Raw genomic sequence first — 20948 nt, forward strand, 5'->3', positions numbered from 1 at the left:
TCCCGTGCTCAGTGTCACCCACTCGCTTGAAAACCCATGCGCGCCAAGGCATTCGTCGTCCGGGAACCGCTTCGGGTGAAGATCGTCCGCATCCCTTCCCGGCGTCCGGATTTTCCCTATCTTCTGGAAGGGACGCACTGCTAGAACAGGGGAAATCGCCATGACCCAGTCGCTGGAACTCCCGGTCCAGGAATTCTGTCTCGATTGGACGCTCACGGGCGACGACGGTGGCCGGGTCGGGGTCACGCTCTCCGGGCAGGTCTCCCTGCTCGACAACAACCGGTTCTACAAGATCGACGGCGTCGTCTACGTCACCGAGGGTGACACCGACATCCGCGCGGTCGGGAACCCGTGCCTGTCCGTGCGGCGCAACGGCGTCGAGAAGACCGGGCGGCAGTGGGGCTGGGAGATGTGTTCGGCCCGCAAGCGCCTCGGCGCGCTGAACACGATGGAGGGCTACTTCGTCCGCACCGGTTACTGGGCGCCGGCCGACCGCGCCATCCAGCTGAGCCTCTGCGCCGAAACCGGGTGGAGCCGGCGCAAGAGCTACAGCCCGCACGTCACCGTCCGGATGGTCGACTGACCACTGTGGACGCCCGGCGCCGCGCCGCCGCGACCACCAGCCCGGCCGCGACAGCGCCCGCCACCGCGCACCCGGCGCCGTACCCCGGGGCCGGTTCGTGCACGCGCAGCACCGAAACGCACAGCCACGCGACCGCACCGAACAGCAGGCCCAGCACCGGCCCGCCGACGAGCGCACCGCGCCACCGGTGGCCGTTGCGGATGGTCCGCAGCCCGGACTCGAGGTAGGCGAGCGCGAACAGCGCCAGGATGAGGCTGCCCGCGCCCATCGCGCTGGCCAGCGGGTGCTGGCTGGTGCGCAGCGTGAACGTCTGCGTGACCGGCCCGGTCCGCACCGTCGCCGTGACCGCGCCGCCGACGACCCACCGCGCGATCGCCGGCAGGGTGAGCTGCGCGGTGAAGCCGTTGCCCGCCGCTTTCGCGTCGGTCTCGGCCGAGCCGAGCGGGATCCCGGCCGCGGACAGCGTGAGCGCGACGGGACCCGGGTTGCCGGTGCCGGCCAGCACCAGGGGTTTGCTGAGGTCAACCTCGACCGGCGTCGTGACGGGCTCGCTGCCGAGCAGCAACGTCGGGGACGCCTGGTGCGGCAGCTGCTCCGGGTTGAGCAGCGCGAGGACGACCAGCACGATCGCGGCCGCCGCCGCGGCCAGCCGTAGCCAAAGCACGGCCGCCTTCGAGGACGCCGACGGGCCGGAACCGTCCTCCGCCCAGCCGGAGTCGGGACCGCCGCCGGCCGAACCCGAGCCGCCCGGACCGCCGGACCAGCCATCGCCCGACCCGACACCCGAGCCGCCCGGCCCACCAGACCTGCCGTCGCCCGGCCCGGCCCCTGGCCCGCCGGACCAGCCATCGCCCGGCCCGACACCCGAGCCGCCCGGACCGGCCCCCGGACCCCCGGCCGAGCCGGACCCCCAGCCGCCCGAGCCGGAACCCGTGTCGAGCGATCCGCTCGGCGCGACCAGCGTCGCGTTCGGGCCCGACGGCCGCTGGACCGGCCGCGTCCGGGCCTCCCCCGGCGGCGCCGGCGCGGTGGGCGAGTTGAGCCCGGCGATCACCCGCGGCGTCAGGTGCAGCACCGGCACCCCGGACCGCTCGAGCCAGCCCGGCCCGTAGACGGCGGTCGCGGCCGCGGCCAGGTCGGCCGCGAAGGATTCCGCCTCGCGATAACGCGCATCGAGTTCACGCGCGAGGCTGCGCATGATCACGCCGGCGATCGGCATCGGGACGCCCGCGATCGGCCGCGGGTCGGTGAACATGTGCTGGCGCATCATGCTGATCGCGCCGCGCGTGTTGTCGAACGGCAGCTGCCGGGACAGCAGTTCGTAGAGCACCGTGCCGGCCGCGTAGACGTCGGCCGCCGGGCTCAGCGCGTTGCCCATCGCCTGCTCGGGCGCGATGTACGCCGGCGTGCCGAGGATCTCGCCCCCGTGCGTGACGAGCGTGGCGCCCTCGCTGATCACCCGCGCGATGCCGAAGTCCGCCACCTTCACCACGCCCTGCAGGTTGAACAGCAGGTTCCGCGGCTTGACGTCGAGGTGCAGCACGCCGGCCCGGTGCGCCGCGTGCAGCCCGGCGAGCGTCGCCAGCCCGATCGCGCACGCCTGCTCGCCGCTGACGCCGCCGCCGTGGAACCGGCTGTGCACGGTGCCGCCGTCGAGCCGTTCCATCACCAGCAGGTGCTCGCGGCCGGTGCGGACGTAGTCGTACACCGGCACGATGTGCGGGTGGTCCAGGCTGGCCAGCACGCGGGCTTCGCGGTCGAACAGCTCGCTGGTCGTGGTGTGGTTGAGCACGTCCCAGGGCAGCTGCTTGATCGCGACGCTGCGCCCGAGCGTCCGGTGCGTCCCGGCGAAGACGACGCCCATGCCGCCTTCGCCGATCTCGGCGCCGATGTCGTACTGCGGGAGGGCGGCGACCAGCTCGGCCGGTGCGCTCATCGGGTGAATTCCTGGCGCGGCGGGATCGGCATCCGGACGGTGGTGTCGCTCTCCGTGATCACCGGCGCCGGGGCCGGGTGCGGCGTCAGGTAGCCGAGGAGGAACGCGATCGCCGCGGCGCCCAGCACCAACGGGATCTCGATCGCCGGCTCCGGCGGGACCAGCCGCAGGACGGACAGCGTGATCACCGCGACCAGGCCGGTGCCGAACCCGGCGGGCAGGAACCGCAGGCCGCGGCGCCACCGGTTGGGGGCCAGCCGGTGCCGGGCGAGCGCGAGCAGCGCGCCCAGCCAGGCGAGGACGGTGAGCACGAGCATCGCCAGGCCGAAGACGCCGTAGACGGACCAGAAGGAGCCGCGGACGTCGGCGACCGTCGTCGCCTCGCCGAGCGTGGCGCGCTGGGCGTCGAGCAGCTCGACCGACGACGGCAGCAGCCCGGTCGCCTGCCCGGCGAGGTCGCCGAGGTCCAGCACGAACGTCCGGGTGATCGAGCCCCGCGCGGGCACTTCGAACGGCGCGGTCGTGTCGTAGGCGAAGAAGGTGAGGGCGAGCGCGACGCCGGAGAGCCGCACGCTGCGGACCTTCACCGGGGCGGCGCCGGAGTTGGTGGCCACGACCTGCAGCTCGACCTGCTTGGCCGGGTCGATCGGGACCGTGGCGTCGGCGATCGGCCGCCGGTCGATCGACACCTGCACGCCGAGCTCGCCGGACCCGGACTGCGCCGACGCCGGCGGCGCGCCGAGCAGCACCCCGCACAAACCCAACGCAACCCCCGCCGCGATGACACGTCCCATTGGGCATCCCCTACTTGCGTAATCCGACTGGTCCGGAATGCTACAGCGAGCACACACCGGGGAGGGACGACTCAATGCGATTCGTGGTTCGGCTGTTTTTCGGCGCCGTGGCCGGAGCGATACTCCTGCTCACCCTCGCCGGTACAGGTAATGCACAGGTTCCGCCATCAGTTGGTTTGAAACCGTCGAGCGGACCGGCGGGCAGTTCGTTCACCATTTCCTGGAATGGATTCCCGGCCTGCCGGATCATCAATTTCACCTGGGCCGGCACCGCACTCGGTTCGAAGGTCGCCCCGGCGACCAGCGGGCAGTTCCCGACAGCCGTGCCCACGGGTGCGAAGCCGGGCTCCTACACGGTCACCGCGACCTGCACGAGCCAGAAGCAGACCGCCAGCGGCACCTTCGTGGTCACCGGAGTCACCACGACCACCCCGCCGCCGGTGACCACCACCCCGGTCACGCCGCCGGTCACCACGCGCCCGTCCAAGCCCAGCATCACCACGACCCCGCCGACCACGACCACCACCACCCCGCCGACCACCACGAGCACGCCGCCGACGTCCACCACGCCGACCACTCCCGGCACCCCGACCACCACCAGCACCGAGCCCAAGCCCGGTGAACTGGTGCTCGACCGGCCGAGCGTCCAGCCCGGGGACGAGCTGTCGGCGTCCGGGAAGGGCTGCGAGCCGAGCCGGATGGTCACCCTGACCTCCGACGGGATGGAGGTCGGCTCCGCCTACGCGGACAGCTCCGGCGCCTTCACCGCGCCGGTCGAGTTCACGCGGATCGAGGCGGGGCGGCACACCGTCATCGCCGAGTGCGGGGTGCGGCTGACCGGTGCGGTCGACCAGGTCGTCACGCGGTCGTCCGGCGGGCAGACCGGGACGCTGGTCATCCTCGTGTTCTTCGTGCTCGCCGGCATGACAGCGATCCGCTTCCGCTGACCTCCGGTTGACATGCAGCCGTTCGGCTGCCTATCGTGCATAGGCAGCCGATTGGCTGCATGTCAGGCAGGAAGGCCCGATGGACGAGGTGTTCAAGGCGCTGGCCGACCCCAGCCGCCGTCAGCTGCTGGACGTGCTCAACGAGCGCAACGGCCAGACCCTGCGCGAACTGTGCGCGGGGCTGGAGATGGCCCGCCAGTCGGTGAGCAAGCACCTGGCCGTGCTCGAGGCGGCCGGGCTGGTCACGACGACCTGGCGCGGCCGCGAAAAGCTGCACCACCTCGACGCCGCGCCGATCAACGCGATCGCCGAGCGCTGGATGACCCGCTTCGACCGGCAGCGGGCCGGCGCGCTGGCCGATCTGAAACGAGCCCTGGAGTCCGAACCCATGAACGAATTCGCGTACACCACCCATATCGGCACGACCCCGGAAAAGCTCTGGCAAGCGCTTACCGAACCGGCGTTCACCCGGCAGTACTGGGGTGTCGCCTTCGAAACCGACTGGAAAAAGGGATCGCCGATGGTCTGGGCGGAAAGCGGCGCGAAAACGAGCCACCCCGACCAGGTCGTCCTCGAATCGGACCCGTACCGCCGTCTTTCCTACACCTGGCACACGTTCACCGAAGAATGGGCGAAGGGAAACGGAATCGACGCCGAAACCTTGGCGAAACTGCAGCGGGAAGGCCGCTCGAAGGTCACCTTCACGCTCGAACCGCAAGGGGAAACCGTGAAGCTGACGGTGCTGCACGACGGTTTCGAGCCCGGCAGCACGGTCATGGCGATGTGCAGCCAGGGCTGGCCCGCGCTGCTCTCGAGCCTGAAGACGCTGCTGGAGACCGGGTCTCCGCTGCCCGGAGCGTAACCAACCGGACGAACCTTCCCAACCAGACAGATCTGGCACACGAAATCGTCTGATTTCTCCCCCTTTCGTGGGCGCCGGGCTGAAGTCCCGGTGAATTCCCTCCTCTCGACGGCATCCGATGCGGTTTTTCGGGCGATAGGCTCGCATAATCCGTGACCGGTGATGGTCCGATCGAGTGACGGGAGAGTGTGCGTGCCGGGGTCAGTGCGTAGCCGCTGGATCGTGGCGGCCGTGGTCGTGGCCGTCGCGGCGGGCGCCGTCGCGGCGTTCTGGCCGGACAGCGCGGCCGCCGGCGACCCGGAGATCGCGGTGTCGCGCTCGGCGTGCGGCACCGGCTGGTCGGACCCGAAGCCCGGGCCGCAGACGTTCCGCCTGCACAACACCGGGTCGGTGACCGCCGAGGTCGACCTGATCGACCCGGCGACCGGGGTGATCTACGGCGAGGTCGAGGGCCTCGGCGCGGCGACCACCCGGCCGTTGCAGGTCAACCTCGGCAACGGCAGCTACGCGTTCCGCTGCCTGCCGGAGGACGCGGGCGCGATCGTCGGACCGGCGGTGCAGGTCAGCGGCGGAGCCGAGCGGACCGGGCCGGGCGTCGCGCCGGTGACGCACAACGACCTGCTCGGGCCGCTCAAGGCCTACCAGCAGCACGTCACGACGGGGCTCGGCGAGCTGGTCGCGAACACGGGCGCGCTGAAGAACGCGATCCACGGCGGCGACCGTTCGGTGAGCGAGGCGGCCTGGCTGACCGCGCACCTGACGTACGAGCGGCTGGGCGCGGCGTACGACGCGTTCGGTGACTCCGACGGCGCGCTCAACGGCACCGCCGACGGCCTCCCGAACGGCACGTCGGACGAGGGGTTCACCGGCTTCCACCGCCTCGAGCAGGGCCTGTGGCACAACGAGGACCTGGGCGCGCTCGGGGCGGTGGCCGACCGGCTGGACACCGACGCCCGCGCGCTGCAGGCGTCGTTCGCCGACAGCCAGGTCGACGGCAACGACCTGGGCCTGCGTGCGCACGAGATCATGGAAAACACGCTGCAGTTCGAGCTGACGGGCCGCACGGACTACGGCAGCGCGACCAACCTGGCCACGGCCCGCGCCAACCTCGACGGAACGCGCGCGGTGCTGGACGTCCTCCGGCCGCTGCTGGCGCCGAGGTACCCGGATCTGTCCAAGGTGGACAGCTGGCTGACCCGCACCCAGACCACTTTGGACGCGGCCCACCGCCCGGACGGCACCTGGACCCCGCTGGCGCAGTTGCCGCTGAAGGAGAGGCAGAAGCTGAACGCGGACGTGAGCGAGCTGACGGAGCTGCTGGCCCCGATCGCGGCGATCGCCGAGCCGAGGAGGGTTTCGTGATGGGCCACGCCGCCGCGATCGGCCGCACCGCCGTCACCACCCGGCCGGGGAGGGTCTCGTGAGCGACCAGCCTCGCTGTCCCGTGCCGCACCCCACCGGCGTCCCCCGGCGCTCCTTCCTGCGCCGCGCCGCCATGGGCGCCGGCCTTACCGTTGCCGCCGGGGCCGGGCTCGGGGCCTCCGCCGCCGTCACCGATGGCGCCTCCCCCGTTGCCTTCCACGGCAAGAACCAGGCCGCCATCCTGCGGACCCCGCCCACCCAGACCATCGTCGCCTCCTTCGATGTCGTCGCCGAGTCCAAAGCCGAACTCGCCGATCTCTTCCGCGCGATCACCGAGCGGGCGCGGTTCCTCACCGGTGGCGGGGCGCCCGCCGCGCTCGGGATCACCGCGCCGCCCGCCGACTCCGGTGTTCTCGGGCCCGTGGTGCCCGGTGGGGACCTGGGCGTGATCCTCGGCGCCGGTGCGTCGCTGTTCGACGACCGGTTCGGCCTCGCGAAGCTCAAGCCCGCCAAGCTGAAGCCGATGACGACGTTCGCGAACGACGCCCTCGACCCCGCCCAGTGCCACGGCGACCTCAGCCTCACGCTGTCCGCGAACTCCACCGACACCGTCCTGCACGCGCTGCGCGACATCGCCCGCGCGACCCGCGGCGGCATGCAGCTGCGCTGGAAGCTCAACGGCTTCAGCTCCCCGCCGCGCCCGGCCGGGACCCCGCGGAACCTGATGGGCTTCAAGGACGGCACCGCGAACCCGGAGGAAGCCGACTTCGACCGTCTCGTGTGGACGTCCGCACCAGGCGAACCCGCCTGGGCCGCCGGGGGCAGCTACCAGGTCGTCCGGCTGATCCGGATGCTCGTCGAGTTCTGGGACCGGGTTTCGCTGGCCGAGCAGGAGAACATGTTCGGCCGCCGCCGCGACACCGGCGCCCCGCTCGACGGCACCGAGGAGACCGACGTCCCCCGCTACGCCGACGACCCCGTCGGCACCGTGATCCCGCTGACCAGCCACATCCGGAAAGCCAACCCGCGCACGCCGGAAACCGACGCCAGCCGGATCCTGCGCCGCGCGGTGAACTACGACCGCGGTGTCGACAGCAACGGCAACCTCGACATGGGCCTGATCTTCGTCTGCTACCAGCAGGACCTGGAGCGCCAGTTCGAGGCGGTCCAGACGCGGCTGGCCGACGAACCCCTGACCGACTACATCTCCCCGTTCGGCGGCGGCTACTTCTTCGCGCTGCCCGGCGTCACCGGGCCGGATGACCACTTCGGCCGCTCTTTGCTCGCCTGACCCGGCGAACCCACCACGAAAGGAATCCACTGTGGACACGAGAATCCGCCGTCGGCGACGCGGCCTGCTCGGCGCCGGGGCCCTCGCCTCGGTCGCCGTGCTGGCCGTCGTCACCGGTTCCGCGGCGAGCACCGCGGAAGCCCAGCCGCTGAACCTGTTCCCCGCGCACTGGATCCCGACCTCGACACCGATCAAGCACGTCGTGGTCATCTTCGGCGAGAACATCTCGTTCGACCACTACTTCGGCACCTACCCGAACGCGGCCAACACGGACGGCACCCCGTTCAAGGCCGCGCGCAACACCCCGAAGGTCAACGGCCTGGACCACAAGCTGCTGACCGACAACCCGAACGCGTACAACCCCAAGCGGCTCACGCACGAGCAGGCGCTGACCTGCGACCAGAACCACAACTACGGCGCCGAGCAGGCCGCCTTCAACGGCGGCAAGATGGACAAGTTCGTCGAGAAGACCGAGACGGACAAGTGCACCGGCCAGCCGGTGCTGTTCGGCGAGCCCGGCCTGGTGATGGACTACTACGACGGCAACACCGTCACCGGCATGTGGAACTACGCGCAGCACTACGCCCTGAACGACAACTCGTTCAACACGGTGTTCGGCCCGTCCAGCCCGGGCGCGATCGACCTGATCTCGGGCAACACCCACGGCGTCCAGGCAGTCGACCCGGTGACGCACGAGCCGGTCAGCGACGCCTACGCCGTGCAGTCGCCGGACGCGAACGGCATCGGCACGATGATCAACGACCCGGACCCGGCGTGGGACGACTGCTCGGACAAGAACCACACGAGCAAGGACAACCTGGCCACGATGCACGGCCGCAACGTCGGTGACCTGCTCAACCAGCGCCACGTGACGTGGGGCTGGTTCCAGGGCGGTTTCCGCCCCACCGGCACCGCCAACGGCTACGCGGTCTGCGGCGCGACGCACGCCAACGTCGGCGGCAACGCGGCGGTGGACTACAGCCCGCACCACGAGCCGTTCCAGTACTACCCGTCGACGGCGAACCCGAAGCACCTGCCGCCGTCCTCGGTGCAGGCGATCGGCCAGACCGACCGCGCGAACCACCAGTACGACATCTCGGACTTCAACGACTCGCTGAAGGCCGGCTCGATGCCCGCGGTGAGCTTCCTGAAGGCCCCGGAGTACCAGGACGGCCACGCGGGGTACTCGGACCCGCTGGACGAGCAGCAGTTCGTGGTCGGCGAGATCAACAAGATCCAGCAGTCCCCGGACTGGAAGTCGACGGCCATCGTGCTGGCCTACGACGACTCGGACGGCTGGTACGACCACCAGGCGTCGAAGGTGCTCAACGGTTCCCACGACGCGGCACAGGACCAGGCGGTGTGCACGGGCAAGCCGACGACGGTGGGCACGTACGCGGACCGCTGCGGCTACGGCCCGCGGCTGCCGCTGCTGGTGATTTCGCCCTACAGCAAGGTGAACCACGTCGACCACTCGCTGACCGACCAGACCTCGGTGCTGAAGTTCATCGAGGACAACTGGTTCGCCGGCCGGATCGGCGACTCGTCGTTCGACTCCCGCGCGGGGTCGCTGAACGGGATGTTCGACTTCTGGTGGCCCGAGGCGAAGAAGGTCACGCTCGACCCGAAGACCGGTGCCGTGGTGCACAGCTAGTCCACAGTGGACGACGGGCCCGTGGCGACTCCGCCACGGGCCCGTTCCGTTCGAGGCGTCAGTTCAGGTGCCGGGTCAGGAAGTCCTCGTCGACGCCGATCCAGCGGATCCGCCGCCGTCAGAGGACACCGGGGACGTCGCCCACGGTGAAGCCGCGCTCGACGACGCCGTCCGACGCCGAGGCCTATCGCCCGACCATGACGGCGAGGGGGAGCACCCACGTGCGTACTGCGTTCACGGGTCTCACCTCCTCGGGTGGGTCACGGTCGACGGCACGCTACCAGCCGGACGTCACGCGGCCCAGCCGGTTTTCCGCTCACGACGGGTGCACCGGCGCCAGGTCCCAGGCCAGCGTCACCACGGTCCCCGCTTCGCCGGACGAGATGTCCGCCCGGTCGGCGCTCGCCCGCAAAAGCGTCAATCCGCGCCCCCGCACCGAAACCGGGCGGGGGTCCACCACCGGGGTCCGCCACTTCCCGTGGTCCTTGATGACCACCTCGATCCGGTCGTGGTGCACCGCAGCGTCGAGGTCGACCACGCCGGACCCCGCCCCCTCGTACGCGTGGTCGGCGACGTTGGCCAGTGCCTCGTAGCTCGCCAGCACGATGTCCTGCGCCCGGCCCGGGTCGACGCCCGCCGAGAGGACCCACGCCGTCAGGTCGTGCCGGAGCCGCCGCAGGTCCTGGGGCACCGCCTGCACGCCGTGGCAGCGGAACGGCCCCGGGGGTTCGTCCATCGGCAGTCGCCCTTCCGCGCCCGTCACTTGCGCAGCGCTTCGTCGACCGTCGCGTGGATGCCGATCCACGTGTCGAGGCCGGTGGTCCTCAGCGGCCCCGACGTCACCGGCGAGTCGCTCACGACCCGCAGTGCCCGCTCGGGCAGTCTCCGGTGCGCGGCCGCGAGCACCTGCAGGCCCGCCGAGCAGAAGAACGTCACCGCGCGCAGGTCGACCACCAGCGTCCGCGGTGCGCCGGCCAGCACGACGTCGACGACTTCCTCGAACTCCGGCGCGCTCAGCAGGTCGATCTCCCCCGCCACGCACAGGACCGCGGCCGTGTCCCGCCAGTCGAGCGTGACCGCCAGCTCGACGGCGGGAAGATCCCGGGATGAAGGGGTCACGGCCCTCTATGGTGCCCCAATCTCCGCCGCCCCGCCATCGGCGTCTTCAGCGGCGCGGCAGCTTCACGACCGTGACCCAGAAGTCGTCGATCTTCCGGACCACCTCGACGAACTTCTCGAAGTCGACCGGCTTGGTGACGTAGGCGTTGGCGTGCAGGTCGTAGCTGCGCACGATGTCCTCGTCCGCTTCGGACGTCGTCAGCACGACCACCGGGATCGTGCGCAGGTCCGGGTCCTGCTTGATCTCGCCGAGCACCTCCCGGCCGTCCTTGCGGGGCAGGTTGAGGTCGAGCAGGATCAGGTCCGGCCGCGGCGCCTGCCCGAACCGTCCCTTCCGGTTCAGGAACTCGAGCGCCTCGACGCCGTCGCTCGCGACGTGCAGCGCGTTGCGGATCTTGTGGTGCTCGAAGGCCTCCTGCGTCATCAGCACGTCGCCGGGGTCGTCCTCGACGAGCAGGATGTCGATCGGCTCGTGCGCCTGCGTCATGCGTCTCCCTCGTCCCCGGCGACCGGGATGGTGAAGCGGAACGTGGTGGCGTCCGCCACGGTGTCGAGCCAGATCCGGCCGCCGTGGTACTCGACGATCCGGCGGCACAGGGCCAGGCCGATGCCCGTGCCCGGGTACGCGCTGCGGGTGTGCAGCCGCTGGAACAGCGCGAAGACCCGTTCGGCGTACTCGTCGTCGATGCCGATCCCGTTGTCCGACACCGAGAAGACCCAGTCCTCGCCGTCGCGCTCCGCGGTGACCCGCACCTCCGGCGGCGTCTCGCCCTTGAACTTCAGGGCGTTGCCGATCAGGTTCTGGAACACCGCCGTCATCAGCGCCGGCTCGACGCGCACCTCGGGCAGCTCGCCGTGCTCGACCTTGCCGGCGCTCAGCGAGAGCGCCACCTCCAGGTTCGCGACCGCGTCGTCGACCAGCCGGCCCGCCTCGACCACGACGTGCTCGCCCGGCTTGCGCCCGACCCGCGAGAACGCCAGGAGGTCGTTGATCAGGACCTGCATCCGCTTCGCGCCGTCGACGGCGTACTCGATGTACTGCTCGCCGCGCTCGTCGAGCAGGCCCTGGTAGCGCTTCTGCAGCAGCTGGCAGAAGCTCGCCACCTTCCGCAGCGGTTCCTGCAGGTCGTGCGAAGCGACGTAGGCGAACTGCTCCAGGTCGGCGTTCGACCGCTCCAGCTCACGGGTCCGGCGGTCCAGCATCGCGTGCGCCCGCTCGAGCTCGGCGACCTCGTCGAGGATGCGCTGCCGCATGGCCTCGACGTCGGCGCCGAGCTGGACGATCTCCCGCGGTCCGCCGCCGTTCACCGGCCGGTGGACGTCCTGGTCGGCGACCTGGCGGACCTCGCCGGCCAGCCGCAGGATCGGCCGGGTGATGACCCGCCGCAGGCCGAGGAACAGCACCACGAACAGCAGCACGACCAGGACCGCGACGGCGACGAGCATCGCGGTCAGGAAGCTCGCCGCGCCGTCGAGGTCGGCCCGGCCGGAGTCGCGGACGGCGGTGAGGTGGTCGGCTTGGGTGCGGAGGGCCCCGCGCACCGCGTCGAACAGGGTCCGGCCGCGCTCGATCTGCGCCTGGGTGAGCGGGGTCGAGCCGGGTTCGACGGCGGGAGCGGCCGCGGCCTGCCAGGTGGTCGCCGCGCGCAGGACGGCCTCCAGGTCGTCGCCGGCCCGGGTGCCGGGGACGGCGCCGAGCTGGCGCAGCTGGCTGACCGCGTCGCCTTCCGCCTGGCGGCCTTCGGTGTACGGCGTGAGGAAGTCCGGCTGCCTGCCGAGCTGGTAGCCGCGGACGCCGGTCTCCTGGTTCAGCAGCGCGGTCGACAGCTGCGTCGCGGCCAGCCGCTGGGGCCCGATGACGTCGAGCAGGCTGTTGCGGGCCTCGGTGAGGTTGTTCAGCGCGATCGCGGCGGCGGCCACCGCGGCGAGCAGCAGGACCGCTTCGACGACGGCGAACAGGGTGAGCCAGCGGCGGATCGTCCAGCCGCGTGCTTCAGCGCTCATCGAACCTGCTTCCCCGGGTCGTGGCTGAGCAGAGCGAGGGCGACGTCGTCGTCGAGCGGGCCGGAGTTGAGCCGTTCGGCACGCGCGATCAGCTCGTCGAGCAGGTCGGTGCCGGCCAGTCCGGCCTGGTGCTGGATCTCGAGGACGATGGCGGCCATCCGCTCGTGGCCGAGCCGTTCCGACCCGGCGCCGACGCGGCCCTCGAACACGCCGTCGGTGTAGAGCAGCAGCGACCAGCCCGGTTCCAGCGGCACGTCGAGGGCTTCCCACTTCGTGCCTTCGACGACGCCGAGCGGGACGCCGAGGTGCTTCCCGGAGAGCAGGTGCCCGTCGCCCGGCGTGAGCAGCAGCGGCGGCAGGTGCCCGGCCAGCGACAGGCGCAGGGATCTTCGGTCCGGCGCGACGACGACCATGCAGACGGTGGCGAACAGCGGCTCGATCCGCTCGTGCACCAGCACCCGCTCGACCATGCTCAGCACGTCGGCCATCGGCAGGCCGGCCATCACCAGCGAGCGCCACGCGATCCGCAGCGCGACGCCGAGCGCGGCCTCGTCCGGGCCGTGGCCGCAGACGTCGCCGATCATCATGTGCACGGTGCCGTCGGAGAGCTCGATCGCGTCGTAGAAGTCGCCGCCCAGCAGGGATCCGTTGCGGCCCGGGCGGTAGCGGGAGGCCAGCTCGAGGTGCGGGTCGCGCAGCAGCGGGACGGGCAGCAGGCCGCGTTCGAGCCGGGCGTTCTCCCGGGCGAGCAGCTGCTGCTGCAGGAACTGCTGCTCGACCTGCTCGGCGCGCTTGCGTTCCCGGGCGAAGCGCAGCGCCTTCACCAGCAGCGGCCCGTCCACCTGGTCCTTGACGAGGTAGTCCTGGGCGCCGGCGGCGACCGCGGCGACGCCGGTGGCCTGGTCGTGCCCGCCGGTCAGGACGACGATCGCGACGCCGGGTGCGTGCTGGCCCAGCTTGGTCAGGCCGCTCAGGCCCATGGCGTCGGGCAGCTGCAGGTCGAGCAGGACGCAGTCGGCGGTGAGCGGCCCGGCCAGCGCGGCGGCGAGCGTTTCGACGCGTTCGAGCGAGAACGGCACGGAGGTGTCCGCCAGCATCTCCTCGACCAGCAGGGCGTCGCCGTCGTCGTCCTCCACCAGCAGCACGCGCAGACGGGTGCCGGAGTCCCACGATGAGTCGTGCGCGGCGGTCACCGGCTTCTCCCGTTCGGCTGCTCGTGAGCCAGCACATCCAGACGATCACCCTAGCGGCACCGGCGGTGGCCGCCTACGGCCGTGAAACCGGTCCCACGACAGGTAGCGCTTTATAGCACCCCGGTGTGACACCACGCGGGTAACGGTTCGGGTCGTGACCGTGCCGGAACCGGACGCTCCCGCCTTACGCTGCGGCGATGACCCCGACCCGGGCGCCGCGCGCCGCTTTCGCCTGGTGGGGCGCGACGGCGTGCTGGCTGCTCGGCTCGCTGCTGGGCGGGCGCCGGACGGCCGTCGAAGCCGCCGTCCCGCTCCCGGTCGCGATCCTCGCGTACGTCGTCTGCGCCGGGTTGTGGGCGTTGCTCGTCCTCGGCGTGTACCGCGGGGTCAAGGGAACCCGCGTCGCGCTGGCGATCGCCGGGGCGTTCGGCGTCGTGGACCTGGTGCTGCAGCTGTTCGGCGACGTCGCGCTGGGCGCGGTGCTGCACGGCGCGTTCTTCCTGGCCGCGCTGGTCCTTTCGGCCGCCGGGTACGTCCTGCTGTTCAGGCCCCGCTGAGCCGCGCGGCGAGGAACTCCTGCTCGACGGCGTTGTCGCTCAACGCCAGCGCGGCCCGGTACGCCTCAGCCGCCTCGGTGTCGCGGCCGAGGCGGTGCAGCAGGTCGGCCTTGGCGGCGGGCAGGTAGCGGTAACCGGCGAGCCGGCCGTCGTCCTCCAGCCGGGCGATTTCGGCGAGAGCGGCTTCCGGGCCTTCGACCATCGCCAGCGCGACCGCGCGGTTGAGCGCCACCACGGGCGAGGGCCACAGGCGCAGCAGCACGTCGTAGAGGGTCAGGATCTGCGGCCAGTCCGTCTCGGCGTAGCTCGGCGCCTGCGCGTGCAGGGCGGCGATCGCGGCCTGGACGCCGAACCGCCCCGGCGGGCCGCCCTTGAGCGCCTCGACGACGAGCCGGTCGGCCTCGGCGACCATCGTGGTGTCCCAGCGGGACCGGTCCTGGTCTTCCAGCCGCAGCAGCCGGCCCGCGTCGTCGGTCCGGGTGGCCCGGCGGGCCTGGTGGACCAGCAGGAGCGCGAGCAGGCCGGCGACCTCGGTGTCGGCGGGCAGCAGGGCCCGCAGCATCCGCGCCAGGTCCAGCGCGCGCCCGGTCAGCTCGTCGCGCACCAGGTCGTCCCCCGACGCCGCGGTGTGCCCGGCCGAGTAGAGCAGGTGCAGCACGGTCAGCACGACGGACACGCGGGCCGGCAGGTCCTCGGCCGCGGGCACCGCGTACGGGATCCGCGCGGCGGCGATCTTCTTCTTGGCGCGGGTGATCCGGGCGGCCATCGTCGGCTCGGGTACCAGGAAGGCGTGGGCGATGTCGGCCGTCGCGACGCCGCAGACCAGCCGCAGCGTCAGCGCGATCTGGGCCTCCTGCGCCAGCGCCGGGTGGCAGCAGGTGAAGACGAGCCGCAGCCGGTCGTCCGGGATCGGCCCGGCGGGTTCGGGCGGCTCGGCGGCGTCCGGCTCGACCAGCAGCGGCAGCTTGCGCCGCAGGACCTCCCGGTGCCGGACGCCGTTGAGCGCGGTCCGGCGCGCGACCGTGGTCAGCCACGCGCCGGGCCGGTCCGGGACGCCGTCGCCCGCCCAGCGCTTCAGGGCCTGGAGGTAGGCGTCCTGGACGGCTTCCTCGGCCTCGTCGAGGTCGCGGGTGACCCGCACCGTCGCGGCGAGCACGTAGGCCCACTCGCGACGGTGCGCCTCGGCGACGGCGTCCGCGACCGAGGTCAGTCCGGCACCACCTGGAAGTCGACGAGCGGCCGGACCTCGACGCCGCCCTCGACGACCGGCGTCAGCTTCGCGCAGGCGAGGGCGTGGTCGAGGTCGCGGGCCTCCAGGACGTACACGCCCGCCAGCACCTCCTTGGTCTCCACGAACGGCCCGTCGGTCACCAGGTCGCCGCGGATCGCGGTGGCCGTCTCGTTGGGCTGCAGGGCCAGGCCGGCGGTCACCTTGCCGCCCAGTTCGCCGATCCGGCCGGGCAGCCCCAGGTGCCGGTCCATGATCTCCTTCGGCAGGTCTTCGGGGGCCACCCGCTCGTAGATCAGCACCGCGTACTGCGCCATGTCCGTTTCCTCTCGTCGTGGTCCTTTCCTACTCCGTCACGCGAGAGGAGACGAAATCGACAGCTTCCGTCAGCGGGCGGTCAGAGCCAGCGCGAACGCGTTCCCCGGCCCCTGGACCAGCGAACTCAGGTACGCCGTGAAGGTGCCGCAGCCGGTGAGGGCCGGGATCGTGTACTCCCCGCTCACCGGACCTCCCGACGCGAGCGCGAAGCCGGGGCCCGACTTCAGGTCGACCGGGATCGACGCGCCCGCCCGGCAGCCCGCGTCGGCGACCGGCAGCCCGAAGAGCGTCACCTGCGGCAACGCCAGCGCGAGCTTCGCGTGCGCGACGAACCCGCTGCCGGTCAGCTCGCCGGTTTGCGGGCCGTCGGGGCTGAACTGCAGGTCGGCCGTCCCGGGCACGAACCCGAAGACCTTGAACTCCGCCCGCGTCCGGTCGAACGCCGGGCTGAACCCCGTGAAAGACCCGGTGAGCGGCGCGGTCGCTCCCAGCGTCTTCACCGTCGTGGAGCCGGTCACGCCGTAGTCGCGAGACGCCCCCAAGTCGAAGGAAAGCAGCACCGGGTCCTGGCCCGGGTCGAGCGTGCAGTCCGAGGTGAACGAGCCGAGCCCGGTGAACGAGCCGTCCGTCTTCTTCGGCGTCAGCCGGGTGCTGAAGTCCCCGATCGTCAGCGTGGTCTTGCCCGCGTTCGGCAGCTGCACCGGCGGGACCGACCCGGTGGCCCGGGTGGTGAACGCCCCCGACGGCGGCACCGCCGTCTTCGCCACGGTCAGCGGCAGGGCGAGCGGCAGCGTCAGCGAGCCGTTGGCCAGCGTCACCCCTGCGGACGCCGTCCCTTCGATGCTCGCCGCGCCGACCAGGGCCAGGCCGCGGGCGGACTTGTCCGGCACGGTCACCGCGACCGTGAGGTCCGCCGTCGTGAACGTGCCGCCGGGTGCGGCGGGCACCTCGAAGGACGCCTTGACCTCGACGTCCAGCTTCTGCAGGCCGATCAACGGGAACGGGCAGGTGAAGCTCAGCTTCTTGTCGATCGGCGTCGACGCCTCCGCGGCCGGGGCGGCCACCGGCAGCAGCAGGCAGGCGAGGCCCGCCGCGAGCAACGACCGGGCTTTCCGCACGGGCTCTCTCCTTCCGGGGCATGGCACCGGCCCCCGCCGCGGCGCGACGGGGGCCGGCAGCTCGGGTCACTTCTTGGCGAGCACGAGGTCCAGCTTGTTGCCGTCGCTCTTGGCGAACGCGCTGATGATGTCGTTGAACGAGCCGCAGTTCTGCAGCGCCGACAGCGAGTAGGTGCCCGACAGCTTGCCGCCCTTGAGCAGGTCGAAGTCGGCGCCGGTGGTCATCTCACTGGTCGAGGACGTGGTCGTGCCGCACTTCGGGTCCGTGCTGATCGGGATGCCGAACAGGTTGACCGTGGTGAGGAACGTGTCGAACTTGATGTGTGCCTTGAAGCCGGTGCCCACCAGTTCCCCGGTCTGCTGGCCGTTCTGCACGACCTTGACGTCCGAGCTGCCCTGGATGAACCCGAAGAGCTTGAAGTCGGTGTGCGTCGGGTTCAGCTTCAGGTCACCGGTGAACGTCTTGGCCGACAGGTTGACGTCGGCGTCGAACGAGCCGGTGATCGGCGCGGTGCTGCCGAGCGACTTGAGCGACGTCGACCCGGTGATGCCGAACGAGTACTTGATGCCCCCGCCCGGCGGGGTCGTGGTGGGCGGGGTGGTCGTCGGCGGCGTGGTGGTCGGGGGTGTCGTCGTCGGCGGGGTGGTGGTGGGCGGGGTCGTCCCGCCGCCGCCGGCGATGGTGATCGTGGCCAGGGTGTTGTTCTGGCCCGCGTCCTGCGTGCAGGGCGCGTCGATCGTGCCGTCCGGCGTGATGCCGGTGACCGAGCCGTCGGCCTTGCGCGGGGTGACCTTGAGGTTCAGGTCGCCGACGGTGATCTTCGCCTGGCCGGGCTGGGTGAACGTCAGCGACGGCGTCTTGCCGGCGGCGTTGATGTTCAGCTCACCCGAGGCCGGGATGTTCGTCTTGTCCAGCGTGATCGGGACGTTGACCGGCAGGTTGAGGCTCGGCGCGGCGACGGTCGCGGCGGCCGTCGCGGTGCCCTCGATCGTCGTGGCCCCGATCAGGCTCAGGCCCGCGACGGTGTCCGCGTTGATCGTGGACACGGCCTTGATGTCGAACGCGCCGGTCGGCTGGCCGGTGTTCACCGTGGTCGGCAGGTCGGTGTTGATCACCACCTTCAGCGACTGCGAACCCACCAGCGGCAGCGTGCAGTGGTAGTTCAGCGTCAGCGAGATCGGGTCGGCGGCGCTGGCCTGCGCCCCGACGACGAGTGCGGTGGCGACCAGCCCCACCGCGCCCACGGCCGCGGCGGCCGCGACCGTCTTCTTCTTGCCTCTTGGGTGACTCACGATGGTCCTTCCGGGTATCAACAGTGATACGAAACGGCCCGCGCTATTCGAGAATCGCGACCGGACCGTAAGCTAACGAGCACCAATGGCGCCGATCAAGGGCTTTTGGTGAAAACGTCACGCCGCCGCGGCAAATTGTCACACCGGCACGTCGGCCGGCCTGGGTTCCTAGCAGGCACGGGAAGGTTTCCCCAGCACAGCGCCACTGCCGAACCGCTGACGCGCGTGACAAATCTCCGGCGCGGAATGTGAACGCGGGTGCCAATCCGCTTTTCCCTCCTTGCTCGCGCACAACCGCGCCGCGTAGCTTCGAAACCCATGAAAAGAATGCACAGCGCGGTGCTCGCAATGGCGGCGGCCGCACTTCTGTCGTGCGCCGCCTGCGGGTCGGACGCCCCGGCCGATCCCGGCCGGCACGCCGACCCCGCGGCGCTGGCCTGGGTCGACAAGGTGTGCACCGGGGTGGCCGCGGGCTCGGCGAAGCTGTCGCAGCCGCCGGCGGTCGACGACGCCGACCCGGTGAAGACCCGGGACGGGATGGTCGACTTCCTCGGCCGCCTGGGCTCGGCCCTCGAGGACATGGCGGGCGGCATCCGCACCGCCGGCATCCCGCCCGTCCCGGATGGACAGTCCGCAGTGGACAAGGCGACCGGCAACCTCACCGAGACCCGGACCAAGCTGGCCGAGACGAAGTCCAAGATGGAGCAGGCCAAGGTGACCGACCAGCCCAGCCTGCGCCAGGTCATCTCCGAGGCCGACGCGACCATGGGGCAGCTGGCCGATCCGGAGGGCCCGATCAAGGACCTCGAGGCGAACCCCGAGCTGAACCTGGCTTTCGGCGAGTCCGCGACCTGCAAGCGCGTCTACGGGACGGGCTCGTGACGCGCCGCGCGCTCGCCCTGCTCGTCGCGCTGGCCGTCACCGCGGCTCTCGCACCGGCGGCCTCGGCGGCGCCGGCTCCCGGTCCCTCCGACGACTCGTTCTACACCCCGCCGTCGCCGCTGCCCGCGGGCGAACCGGGCGACGTGATCCGCTGGCGGCCGTCGAACGCGGGGCCACGCAAGGCATCCGTCGACGCGTGGCAGGTGATGTACCGGTCCACGAACGCGCTCGGGCAGCCCGACGCCGTCACCGGAACCGTGCTCGTGCCGAAGAACGCCGACCGCGCGAGCGCGCCGATCGTCTCGTTCGACCCGGGCACGCACGGGCCGGCGTTCGCCTGCACGCCGTCGAAGATGCTCGCCATCGGCGCGTTCTACGAGCAACCCGGCCTCGACGACCTGCTCGACGCGGGGTACGCCGTCACCGTCCCCGACTACGAGGGCTACCAGAGCACACCGAAGACGACCTACGTCGTGGGCCGGTCCGAAGGCCCGGCGGTCATCGACGGGGTCCGCGCGGCCCAGCGGCTCCCCGCGGCCGGGCTGTCCTCGACGGCGAAGGTCGTCTTCCGCGGCTACTCCCAGGGCGGCGGCGCGGCGGCGTGGGCCGGGGAACTGCAGCCGTCGTACGCGCCGGAGCTGAACCTCGTCGGCGTCGCGGCCGGCGGGGTGCCCGCCGACCTCGTCCAGGTGACGCTGCAGCTCGACGGCAAGTTCGGGTTCGGCGTGTTCGCCTACGCGCTGCTCGGCCTCGACCAGGCCTACCCCGAGTTGCAGCTGGACTCGTTCCTCAGCGACAACGGCCGCGCGAAGCTCGCCGAAATGAAGCAGAGCGCGTGCACGTTCGAGCTGCTCACGACGTACGCGAACCAGAAGATCGCGGACTACACGACCGGCCCGGGCTACATCAAGCCCGCGTGGGTGGCGCGGCTGAACGAGAACAAGCTCGGCGGCAGCCCGCCGCGCGTCCCGGTGTTCCAGTACCACGGGACCGGCGACCAGCTGGTGCAGTTCGCGCAGGCCGACAGTCTGCACAAGGCGTACTGCGCGGCCGGCGTCCAGGAGACGTGGAAGACCTACGACACCGACCACATCACGCTGGTCTACACCGGCAACGCCGACGTCCTGGCGTTCGTCAAGGACCGGATCGCCGGGAAGCCGGCGACGTCGAACTGCTGATCAGCGGTTCGGCCTGCCGTGCGGGTGCTGCTGCTGCCACGAGCTGATCACCGAGCTCACGTACTGCTGCCAGGTGTCCTGGGCCGGCGGCGGCGCGGGCGGCGTGGGGCGCGCGGGCTTGCGTCCCGCGGCGGCCGGGGCGCTCGTGGTGCGGACCGGCGAATCGTGCACCTGCGCGGTGAGCGGCGGCGGCTCCGCCGAAGCGCTCATCGTCTCCACCGCGTCGCTCGAAGGCGGCGGCGCGGCGGGGACGGTCGCTCCCGGCGGCGGCGTGGCCGTCCCGCCGACCTGGTGCGGCTGGAAGAGCACGACGGCGGCCAGCCCGAGCGCGACGGCGGCACCGGCGGCGAGGACGTACGGCTTGGTCCGGCGGGGCTCGGCGGGCGGCGCGTCCAGCGGGCGCTCGTCCTCGGGTTCCGGCGCCGCGAGCTCGGCGTCGAGGATGGCCAGGGGGTCGGGCTTGGTCTCGGGCTCCGGTTCGGGCGCGGACGCCGCGGCGAGCATCGCATCGAGGTCACCGCGGATCATCAGCGGTTTCGTCTGCGAAAGGTTCACCAGTTCGGCGACCGAGGGGAGCTCACCCTCACCGCCCGTGCGTGCCATCGAAAGACCTCCACCCTGTCGGCGTC

Annotated in this window: 22 protein-coding genes; 9 read left to right on the forward strand and 13 right to left on the reverse strand. The window is 71.6% G+C overall.

Going from position 1 to position 20948, the window contains the following annotated elements:
* The first annotated feature begins 160 nt into the window (after positions 1-160).
* On the forward strand, positions 161-583 hold the full coding sequence (locus QSK39_RS02480; protein ID WP_285476032.1) for a hypothetical protein: 423 nt from the start codon (positions 161-163) through the stop codon (positions 581-583).
* Here the strand turns inward: QSK39_RS02480 and QSK39_RS02485 are convergent.
* The 3 genes from QSK39_RS02485 to QSK39_RS02495 form a co-directional block, all read right to left on the reverse strand.
* A complete protein-coding gene (locus tag QSK39_RS02485) occupies positions 561-2519 on the reverse strand; it encodes a serine/threonine-protein kinase (RefSeq protein WP_285476033.1) in 1959 nt (652 codons plus the stop codon). The genes QSK39_RS02480 and QSK39_RS02485 overlap by 23 nt on opposite strands.
* Positions 2516-3313, reverse strand: coding sequence for a hypothetical protein (locus tag QSK39_RS02490; protein ID WP_285476034.1), 798 nt, complete (start codon positions 3311-3313; stop codon positions 2516-2518). Before QSK39_RS02490 ends, QSK39_RS02485 begins: the two co-directional genes overlap by 4 nt.
* Positions 3314-3662: 349 nt before the next feature.
* A complete protein-coding gene (locus QSK39_RS02495; RefSeq protein ID WP_285476035.1) occupies positions 3663-4019 on the reverse strand; it encodes a hypothetical protein in 357 nt (118 codons plus the stop codon).
* Between QSK39_RS02495 and QSK39_RS02500 the strand changes: the two genes are divergently transcribed.
* The 5 genes from QSK39_RS02500 to QSK39_RS02520 all read left to right on the forward strand — a co-directional run bounded on the left by QSK39_RS02500 (position 4012) and on the right by QSK39_RS02520 (position 9429).
* Positions 4012-4260 (forward strand): hypothetical protein, encoded by a 249-nt coding sequence (locus tag QSK39_RS02500; RefSeq protein WP_285476036.1) that lies wholly within the window; start codon positions 4012-4014, stop codon positions 4258-4260. The two genes, QSK39_RS02495 and QSK39_RS02500, sit on opposite strands and share 8 nt — an antisense overlap.
* Before the next feature lie 79 nt (positions 4261-4339).
* Positions 4340-5122: an ArsR/SmtB family transcription factor gene (locus QSK39_RS02505; protein WP_285476037.1), complete on the forward strand. Its 783-nt coding sequence runs from the start codon at positions 4340-4342 to the stop codon at positions 5120-5122.
* Between the two features lie 222 nt (positions 5123-5344).
* Entirely contained in the window at positions 5345-6484 is a 1140-nt protein-coding gene (locus tag QSK39_RS02510) for an EfeM/EfeO family lipoprotein (RefSeq protein WP_285476038.1), read from the forward strand.
* Positions 6485-6617: 133 nt separating this feature from the next.
* On the forward strand, positions 6618-7775 hold the full coding sequence (locus QSK39_RS02515) for a Dyp-type peroxidase (RefSeq protein WP_285477910.1): 1158 nt from the start codon (positions 6618-6620) through the stop codon (positions 7773-7775).
* 31 nt (positions 7776-7806) lie between these two features.
* Positions 7807-9429 carry a phospholipase C gene (locus QSK39_RS02520; protein WP_285476039.1) on the forward strand — a complete coding sequence of 541 codons (1623 nt, stop codon included), beginning with the start codon at positions 7807-7809 and terminating at the stop codon, positions 9427-9429.
* A 316-nt stretch (positions 9430-9745) separates the two neighbouring features.
* Here QSK39_RS02520 and QSK39_RS02525 read toward each other — a convergent pair whose 3' ends face one another.
* The 5 genes from QSK39_RS02525 to QSK39_RS02545 are packed head-to-tail and all read right to left on the reverse strand — an operon-like array spanning position 9746 to position 13745.
* Positions 9746-10165 carry an ATP-binding protein gene (locus QSK39_RS02525; protein WP_285476040.1) on the reverse strand — a complete coding sequence of 140 codons (420 nt, stop codon included), beginning with the start codon at positions 10163-10165 and terminating at the stop codon, positions 9746-9748.
* Between the two features lie 23 nt (positions 10166-10188).
* The gene (locus tag QSK39_RS02530) at positions 10189-10548 is read right to left on the reverse strand and encodes an STAS domain-containing protein (RefSeq protein WP_285476041.1); all 360 of its coding nucleotides are present in this window, start codon (positions 10546-10548) and stop codon (positions 10189-10191) included.
* Between the two features lie 46 nt (positions 10549-10594).
* Entirely contained in the window at positions 10595-11035 is a 441-nt protein-coding gene (locus tag QSK39_RS02535; protein ID WP_285476042.1) for a response regulator, read from the reverse strand.
* Complete coding sequence (locus QSK39_RS02540) at positions 11032-12552, reverse strand: sensor histidine kinase (protein WP_285476043.1); 1521 nt, start codon at positions 12550-12552, stop codon at positions 11032-11034. Before QSK39_RS02540 ends, QSK39_RS02535 begins: the two co-directional genes overlap by 4 nt.
* The gene (locus tag QSK39_RS02545) at positions 12549-13745 is read right to left on the reverse strand and encodes a PP2C family protein-serine/threonine phosphatase (protein ID WP_285476044.1); all 1197 of its coding nucleotides are present in this window, start codon (positions 13743-13745) and stop codon (positions 12549-12551) included. Before QSK39_RS02545 ends, QSK39_RS02540 begins: the two co-directional genes overlap by 4 nt.
* Before the next feature lie 197 nt (positions 13746-13942).
* Here QSK39_RS02545 and QSK39_RS02550 point away from each other — a divergent pair, with 197 nt between their 5' ends.
* Positions 13943-14302 (forward strand): hypothetical protein, encoded by a 360-nt coding sequence (locus QSK39_RS02550; RefSeq protein WP_285476045.1) that lies wholly within the window; start codon positions 13943-13945, stop codon positions 14300-14302.
* Here QSK39_RS02550 and QSK39_RS02555 read toward each other — a convergent pair.
* From QSK39_RS02555 to QSK39_RS02570, 4 genes are all read right to left on the reverse strand, one after another.
* Positions 14289-15458, reverse strand: coding sequence for an RNA polymerase sigma factor (locus tag QSK39_RS02555; RefSeq protein WP_353051032.1), 1170 nt, complete (start codon positions 15456-15458; stop codon positions 14289-14291). The two genes, QSK39_RS02550 and QSK39_RS02555, sit on opposite strands and share 14 nt — an antisense overlap.
* Positions 15459-15508: 50 nt before the next feature.
* Positions 15509-15847 (reverse strand): YciI family protein, encoded by a 339-nt coding sequence (locus QSK39_RS02560; protein ID WP_285476046.1) that lies wholly within the window; start codon positions 15845-15847, stop codon positions 15509-15511.
* Positions 15848-15916: 69 nt separating this feature from the next.
* A complete protein-coding gene (locus tag QSK39_RS02565; RefSeq protein WP_285476047.1) occupies positions 15917-16966 on the reverse strand; it encodes a DUF6801 domain-containing protein in 1050 nt (349 codons plus the stop codon).
* Between the two features lie 66 nt (positions 16967-17032).
* Positions 17033-18259: a DUF6801 domain-containing protein gene (locus tag QSK39_RS02570; protein WP_285476048.1), complete on the reverse strand. Its 1227-nt coding sequence runs from the start codon at positions 18257-18259 to the stop codon at positions 17033-17035.
* A gap of 318 nt (positions 18260-18577) precedes the next feature.
* Between QSK39_RS02570 and QSK39_RS02575 the strand changes: the two genes are divergently transcribed.
* Both QSK39_RS02575 and QSK39_RS02580 read left to right on the forward strand, forming a co-directional pair.
* A complete protein-coding gene (locus tag QSK39_RS02575; protein WP_285476049.1) occupies positions 18578-19141 on the forward strand; it encodes a hypothetical protein in 564 nt (187 codons plus the stop codon).
* On the forward strand, positions 19138-20319 hold the full coding sequence (locus QSK39_RS02580) for a lipase family protein (protein WP_285476050.1): 1182 nt from the start codon (positions 19138-19140) through the stop codon (positions 20317-20319). Before QSK39_RS02575 ends, QSK39_RS02580 begins: the two co-directional genes overlap by 4 nt.
* Here QSK39_RS02580 and QSK39_RS02585 read toward each other — a convergent pair whose 3' ends face one another.
* Positions 20320-20922, reverse strand: a complete 603-nt coding sequence (locus tag QSK39_RS02585; protein ID WP_285476051.1) for a hypothetical protein — start codon at positions 20920-20922, stop codon at positions 20320-20322.
* Between the last annotated feature and the right edge of the window lie 26 nt (positions 20923-20948).

The organism is Amycolatopsis sp. NBRC 101858 (genome assembly GCF_030269325.1).
Lineage (GTDB): Bacteria > Actinomycetota > Actinomycetes > Mycobacteriales > Pseudonocardiaceae > Amycolatopsis > Amycolatopsis ponsaeliensis.